The sequence below is a fragment of the Loktanella sp. SALINAS62 genome (genome assembly GCF_018263905.1).
In the GTDB taxonomy this organism is placed as follows: domain Bacteria; phylum Pseudomonadota; class Alphaproteobacteria; order Rhodobacterales; family Rhodobacteraceae; genus Loktanella.
The window spans coordinates 1-7142 of record NZ_JAAFZU010000094.1; the positions used below are offsets into that span (position 1 = coordinate 1).

At 60.9% G+C, this 7142-nt stretch carries 5 protein-coding genes; all 5 read left to right on the top strand.

Annotated elements, in window-relative coordinates; translation table 11 throughout:
* The first annotated feature begins 351 nt into the window (after window positions 1–351).
* Complete coding sequence (locus GZH79_RS18795) at window positions 352–2127, top strand: thiamine pyrophosphate-requiring protein (RefSeq protein ID WP_211645306.1); 1776 nt, start codon at window positions 352–354, stop codon at window positions 2125–2127.
* Window positions 2124–3224: an enolase C-terminal domain-like protein gene (locus GZH79_RS18800; RefSeq protein WP_211645307.1), complete on the top strand. Its 1101-nt coding sequence runs from the start codon at window positions 2124–2126 to the stop codon at window positions 3222–3224. The genes GZH79_RS18795 and GZH79_RS18800 overlap by 4 nt, the downstream gene beginning before the upstream one ends.
* A gap of 206 nt (window positions 3225–3430) precedes the next feature.
* Window positions 3431–4438, top strand: coding sequence for a hypothetical protein (locus GZH79_RS18805; RefSeq protein ID WP_211645308.1), 1008 nt, complete (start codon window positions 3431–3433; stop codon window positions 4436–4438).
* Window positions 4435–5052: a gluconate 2-dehydrogenase subunit 3 family protein gene (locus GZH79_RS18810; RefSeq protein WP_211645309.1), complete on the top strand. Its 618-nt coding sequence runs from the start codon at window positions 4435–4437 to the stop codon at window positions 5050–5052. The genes GZH79_RS18805 and GZH79_RS18810 overlap by 4 nt, the downstream gene beginning before the upstream one ends.
* Window positions 5052–6695 (top strand): GMC family oxidoreductase, encoded by a 1644-nt coding sequence (locus tag GZH79_RS18815; protein WP_211645310.1) that lies wholly within the window; start codon window positions 5052–5054, stop codon window positions 6693–6695. The genes GZH79_RS18810 and GZH79_RS18815 overlap by 1 nt, the downstream gene beginning before the upstream one ends.
* Window positions 6696–7142: the final 447 nt, after the last annotated feature.

Consider the following 7142-nt stretch of genomic DNA (forward strand, 5'->3'; position numbering starts at 1 on the left):
ACTTCACGTGTATATTTGTTGGTTGTCTTGTTCATGATGCTCCATCCTACTCATCAGTTGGAGCCTCCGGCAAACCCGGCGCGGTTCAGGCCGGTGTCGTCCAGATCGATGAAATGCGGATGAAGTATTCGCGGCTTTCCAGTGTCCGGTCGCCTTAGATGCCACCGCCCGGAACGTGTCGTATGTCATCCATTCATTCCGCTCCTTGTTGTGCACGTTAGCGCTTGCTGGGCTCAATGTCGCTACTCATTCATACACATTTGGTTCCTATCTTGCGGGAACAAACAAGAGCATGACCTGTTGTTTTCATCAGAGCAACCATCTGAATGAGCTAGACAGGAAGAGAGAGCGATGGCCAAGACAACAGCAGATTTCATGCTTGAACGCCTTACTGACTGGGGCGTGCAAAATATCTACGGTTTTCCGGGAGACGGTATCAGTTCGACTCTCAAAGCGCTTGGCAAGGCTATCGACAGGTTTACCTTCGTTCAGTCCCGGCACGAAGAGGAATCCGCCTTCATGGCCTGTGCCCATGCCAAGTGGACAGGCGAGCCCGGCGTGTGCCTGGCTACATCAGGGCCCGGTGCCATCCATTTACTGAACGGGCTCTATGACGCCAAATTGGACCACCAGCCGGTCGTCGCCATCATCGGTCAGCAGGACCGCGCGGCGCTTGGCGGGTCCTACCAGCAGGAGGTCGACCTCCTGACGCTGTTCAAGGATGTCGCGCACAATTACGTGCACTATTGCCAGTCACCGACGCAGATGCGCCATCTGATCGACCGTGCCTTTCGCATTGCCAAGGCCAAGCGCTGCGTCACCGCGATCATCCTGCCCGATGACGTGGGTGAAGAGCCCGCAATTGAACAGCCGCCGCATGAGCACGGGACGATTCATTCCGGCATCGGATACGCAAAGAAACCCCGGATGATTCCCCAGGATGCCGACCTTCGAGAGGCCGCGGCAGTGCTGAATGCCGCCGAACGACCTGCCATCATGATCGGCGCTGGAGCGCTTGGTGCAGGGGACGAGGTTCGCGCCGTTGCCGACAAGCTTGGTGCGGGGGTCTGCAAGGCGCTGCTGGGAAAGGCGGCGCTGCCCGACGATCTGCCTTATGTCACTGGGCAGATGGGCCTTCTGGGCACCAGTCCCTCCTATGACCTGATGATGGAATGTGATGCATTCCTGATGGTGGGTTCGGGCTTCCCCTATTCGGAATTCCTGCCCGAAGAAGGGAAAGCCAAAGGCGTGCAGATCGACATCGATCCCGGAATGCTTTCGATTCGTTTTCCGATGGATGTGAACCTGACCGGAGATGCCAAGGATACCCTGGCCGCGCTGTTGCCGCTGCTCGAAGAGAAGGATCGCAGCAAGTGGCGTAACGGAATTGAGAAAAACGTGGCCGACTGGTGGGAGGGCGTTGAAAAGCGGGCACATTTGGAGGCAGACCCGATAAACCCTCAATTGCTGTTCTGGGAATGCTCGGCGCGGCTGCCCGACAATGCGATCCTCGCTGCCGACAGCGGAACCGCCGCCAACTGGTATGCCCGCGCTATCCGCATCCGCGAGGGCATGAAAGGCTCGCTCTCAGGGACGTTGGCGACAATGTGTCCGGGCGTGCCATATGTGACCGCCGCCAAGTTCACTCATCCGGACCGTGTGGCCGTGGGTTTCGTGGGCGATGGCGCGATGCAGATGCTGGGCAATTCGGCCCTGATTACGATCGCCAAGTATTGGCAGACTTGGGAGGATCCGCGCTGCGTCATCGCGGTGCTGAACAATGAAGACCTCAATCAGGTCACTTGGGAGATGCGGGCCATGTCCGGCTTCCCCAAAATCGAAGAGACACAGTCAGTGCCGTCGTTCGACTACGCGGCCTACGCTTCTTCCTTGGGGCTTAAGGGAATTCGTGTCGAAAAGCCCGAGCAAGTCGCCGAGGCGTGGGATGAGGCATTTTCCGCAGACAGGCCCGTGGTGATAGATTGCCTCACCGACCCGACGATGCCGACACTGCCACCGAATATCACTTCGGCACAACGTCGCAACTATTTCAAGTCTCTGATGAAGGGCGACACGGACGAAGGTTCGATCATCAAGAACACGATCAAGAGCTTCTTTACCTCATGAGCAAGGTCGATGCTGCAGTCTCGCAGGTCTCGGTCTCAGCCTTCCGGATCCCTACGGATGCCCCTGAGGCAGACGGCACACTCAGGTGGGACGCTACCACCATGGTTGTATGCGAGATCACTGCGGCAGGTCAAACCGGATTGGGCTACAGCTATTCTGACGTCGCCGCAGCTCATTTGATTGCCGGCGTATTGGCACCACTGCTGGAGGGTTCTTCGTCTCTGGACACCGGTGCGCGCTGGCGCGACATGGTCGACGCGATCCGCAATTTAGGCCGCGCGGGGCTGTCAGCCTCGGCGATATCTGCCTGCGACACGGCGTTGCACGATCTGAGGGCCAAGATTCTGGGGGTGCCCTTGTCCAAGGCTCTCGGCGCCGTTCGCGATGACGTGCTTCTATACGGCAGCGGCGGTTTCCTCTCTTACTCTGACGCTCGTCTGACGGATCAAATCGCCGGTTGGGTGGATGATGGTTTTGGTGCAATCAAGATCAAGGTCGGTTCCGATCCATCGGTCGCGCAGCGGCGCATCGGCGTTGCTCGCGAAGCCGCGGGCGACGAGCAGAGGCTGATGATCGACGCCAATGGGGCCTGCACTCCCAAGGGGGCACTTACCATCGCGTCCATCGCCGCTGATCACTGCGTCACCTGGTTTGAAGAGCCGGTGTCCTCCAACGATCTGGTTGGCCTACGGTCGATTCGCGACCGGGGTCCCGCAGGACTCGAGATTGCCGCCGGTGAATATGGTTACGACGCCTTTCATTTCCGTCAGCTTCTAGAGGCGGGGGCAGTCGATGTAATGCAGGCGGACGCCACGCGCTGCTGTGGGATCACCGGCTTGTTGCAGGCGGATGCGCTTGCTTGGGCCCACAACGTCCCGCTGTCACTGCATACCGCTCCGGCGCTCCATCGCGAGCCGGCCCGCTGCTGCCATGCCTTGCGAGACGTCGAATGGTTCCACGACCATGCGCGAATTGAGGCGATGTTGTTTGATGGAGCACCAGTGCCCGAGCAAGGGATGATGTCGCCCGAGGAGGGACGAACGGGACTAGGTCTGGCGCTAAAGCGGACTGACGCTTTGGAATGGCAGATTCTGTAACCTGATTGGCTAGAAATGTTAGGCCGCGTTCAGCCGGGCGTGTTGCTAAACAAACGCGGGAACTTGTCGGTCGAAGTTGAGTTTGCCTCGTGAAAGTCGGACGGGCTCGCAAGAAAGAGAAGAACTGATATGCTCCAAGATGCTTTGCAAAGTGGCCACCCGCATATCGCGTTTCGTCGTTCATGTGCTTGCTTACAGATTCAGCCATGAAGAATGCGCCCGACTGCCGACGATTCACTTGCGCGCCGTCCAGCATCGGATCGCCTGCACCCTCCGACCGCGGGACCGAAACAGGGTTGACTACGGGTCGCGTACTGGGTGCGCTCGGGCTTGCGGCAGCAGGGTTTTTGGTTCTGCGCGCGGCCGAGCGCAATCGACTGCAACCGCAAAAACAGGCCGATCGTTCGAGGCGCGCAGACGCCGCCATCCAGATGGGCCGGGCGTCCTCTCTGTTGGCTGGTAGCGTGTTTGCCGACAGTGCAATGGAGCATCTGCGCGGCGGCTATCACAGACGCGCCATGTACGTGGCACCAGCCATGGCCGGTGCCACTCTTGCTGCCTCGACGTCGTCGCGCGCGCGGCTGTCCAGACGGAACGCGGATTTGCGCGACGGTATTTATCTCGCGGGGATTGCGACCGGGCTGACGGGGCTTGGCTTCCATCTCTGGAACATCTCGAAGAGGCCAGGCGGTGCGACGCGGATGAATAACTTCTTTTATGCCGCGCCCATCGGTGCCCCGGGCGCGTTGGTCGCCTCGGGTCTCTACGGGCTCGCCGCGGGGCGGCTTGTGCGCGCGCCGCAAATGACATCGCGGCAGGAGGGGCGCCTTGTCGGCTCAATGACTGCACTGAACATCTTGGCGACCAGCGCCGAGGCGGGCTTATTGCACTTTCGCAGCGCGTTTCAGAATCCTGTGATGTTCCTGCCCGTCATCGCGCCGCCAGCGGCGGCAGTGGCGCTGGCGGCCGCAGTGGCCCGGCCGGGTCGTCAAATGATTAAGATCGCCCGTGCAGCTTGCGGGACAACCGTTGCGACGGGGCTGGCCGGCGCGGCATTCCACGTCTGGGGCGTGCACCGGATGCATGGCGGCTGGCACAACTGGCGGCAGAACCTGCTTGCGGGCCCGCCGATCGCGGCACCACCGTCCTTTGCGGGCCTTGGTCTTGCCGGCCTTGGTGCGCTCGATTTGCTGGAGATGGAGGCGCAGCCATGACCGACAGTTTTGACCCCCCTTATCCAAACTACGACATACTGCGGAAATGGGACTCACCGTCCTACAACCAGATCACCCGCGATGTGCTGACGGAACGGTTGACCGCAGTGCCGCAGCGGCAGTTCCTCGACGAACAGGAGTGGCGGCTGTTGCAGGCGATCTGCGACCAGCTGGTGCCACAGCCCGAACGGACCGACCCGGTGCCGATCACCCCCTTCATCGATGCGGCCCTTACCGAAAACCGAACAAATGGCACGCGGTTTGCCGGGATTCCCGCCATGCGCGAAGCTTGGCGCAAGGGGCTGGCGGCCATTCGCGCCGAGGCGATGGCGCAGCATGACACCGATTTCGTCAGCCTTGACGCGCACCGGCAGGAGGCCTTGCTGCACCGGATAAACGACGGCGATGCCGAGCCCGCACACTGGGATGGTATGCCAGCGCAGCGTTTCTTCCGCAGCGTCCTTTTGAAGGAGGTGCTGGCCATTTATTATGCGCATCCGGCAGCCCAGAGCGAGATCGGATTCGGTGGACCGGCGGCACCGCGCGGATACGTTCGCATGGGCGCCGACCGTATGGACCCTTGGGAAGCGCCGGCTGACCGGAGGAATCGCTGATGCCGCTTGTCGAACACCTTTCACCACGCGCGATCGCTGGCCGTGCGCCGGATGTCTTTCGGCATGGCGGCTGGGTGCCGATGCGTGAATACGGCGATGACGAAGAAGTCGATTTCACGATCGTCGGGACCGGCGCCGGCGGCGGAACGCTGGCGGCGAAACTGGCGGAAGCCGGATTTTCGGTGGTGGCGCTCGATGCCGGTCCGTTCTGGCGCCCCCTTGAGGATTTCGCGTCCGATGAGCGCCATCAAGACAAGCTTTACTGGCTCGACGAACGGATTTCCGAAGGCAACGATCCGATCGAATTGGGCGGCAACAATTCAGGCCGGTCCGTGGGCGGGTCCACGGTGCATTACCAGATGGTCGCGCTGCGGTTCCGGCCAGAATGGTTCCGGTCCCGAACGACGCTTGGCTACGGCCACGATTGGCCCGTGGACTGGCGCCGGATGTGGGAGTGCTACGCCGAAGTCGAGGATGCGTTGAAGATTTCTGGCCCTTTGACTTATCCTTGGGGACCCAAGCGTGGCCGCTATCCTTACCGCGAACACGAACTCAATGCCTCGGCAGAGGTTCTGGCGCGGGGATGCGAGGAATTGGGTGTCGACTGGTCGGCCTGCCCGACGGCGACGGTATCGGCCCGCAGGGGACTGTCGCCGCATTGCGTCTACCGCGGCTTCTGCAAGATCGGCTGCGCCACCAATGCCAAGCAGAGCACGCTCAACACGTTCATCCCGCGTGCCTTGGCAGCGGGAGCGGAAATCCGGGATCTCTCAATGGTCACGCGGGTGGAGACAGGTGCCGACGGCCGGGCGACCGGCGTCGTCTATCAGCGCGACGGGCAGGTGCGGCGTCAGCGGGCGCGGCATGTGGTCGTGGCGGGATACTCGATCGAGACGCCGCGGCTTTTGTTGAATTCTGCATCGCCAAAGCATCCCGACGGGCTGGCCAATTCGTCCGGTCTGGTAGGCCGTGCGCTCATGGTCCACACCAATCATGCCGTCTGGGGCCGGTTTCAGGAAGAGATCCGGTGGTACAAGGGTCCGCCATCGCTTGCCGTCTGCGAACACTGGAACTATGCCGACGACGAAAAGGATTTCTTCGGTGGCTACGCCTATATGAGCCAGGGACCGCTGCCGACCGACTTCGCCAAGACCCTCGCCGAATCCGAAGGAATCTTCGGCACGGAGCTGCGCCGGAGAATGGCCGACTACAACCACATGGCCGGTCTGAAAATCGTGGGCGAAACGATGCCGCAGGAGCGCAACCGGGTCGAATTGGCGGACGAGACGGACCGCTACGGCGTGCCGCTGGCGCGCGTGACCTATTCCATGTGTGAAAACGACAGGCAGCTCGCAGATCATTCGCTGGAATTCATGCGGAATGCGCTGAGCGCCGCAGGCGGACAGGAGCTTTTCCAGTCCGGAGGGACCGCGCATCTGATGGGAGGGTGCCGGATGGGGTTCTCTCGTGAAGATAGCGTCGTCGACGGCGACGGGCGCAGCTGGGACGTTGGCAATCTGTGGATTTGCGACGGCTCGCTCTTTCCCACAGGCGGAGGCGTCAATCCGTCCATGACGATCATGGCGCTGGCCGTGCACATCGCGGATAGGATCAAGACGCTCGCAGGACAGGACGCTTTGTGAATCCGAAATAGGAAACCCTCGGGCTGAGCCGGAGAAGGACCAAATCCGCCTGTCGAAGAGATTGGATTTGTAATCTTTCCGGAACTGTCGGCCCGGCGCCGCGTTTTAACCTTGTCTACATCTGAAGGGCGCCTTCATGCAGAGCAAAGAGCTTACGACCGACCATCGGTTGCCCGGATACGCAACGCAGAAGCGGCGAAATGGCCCTCGAGAATCTTGTCCTCGCTGACATTCCCGTTGGAAAAAAACGGTAGGCCGCCTTGGTATTCGACCAGTCTTGGAACGCCGTCGGAAGCGATTTTCCTGGCCGTTCCCCCAGCGCGCCGAGCATTGCCTCAAGCCGCCTGTTCAGTCGGGCATCACCCAGATCGCATCCGGCAGTTTCCGTTCCCACCCAATTCTGTCCCATGTCCGCACCTCAATCATTTGGTGCCACCTGACGAATCA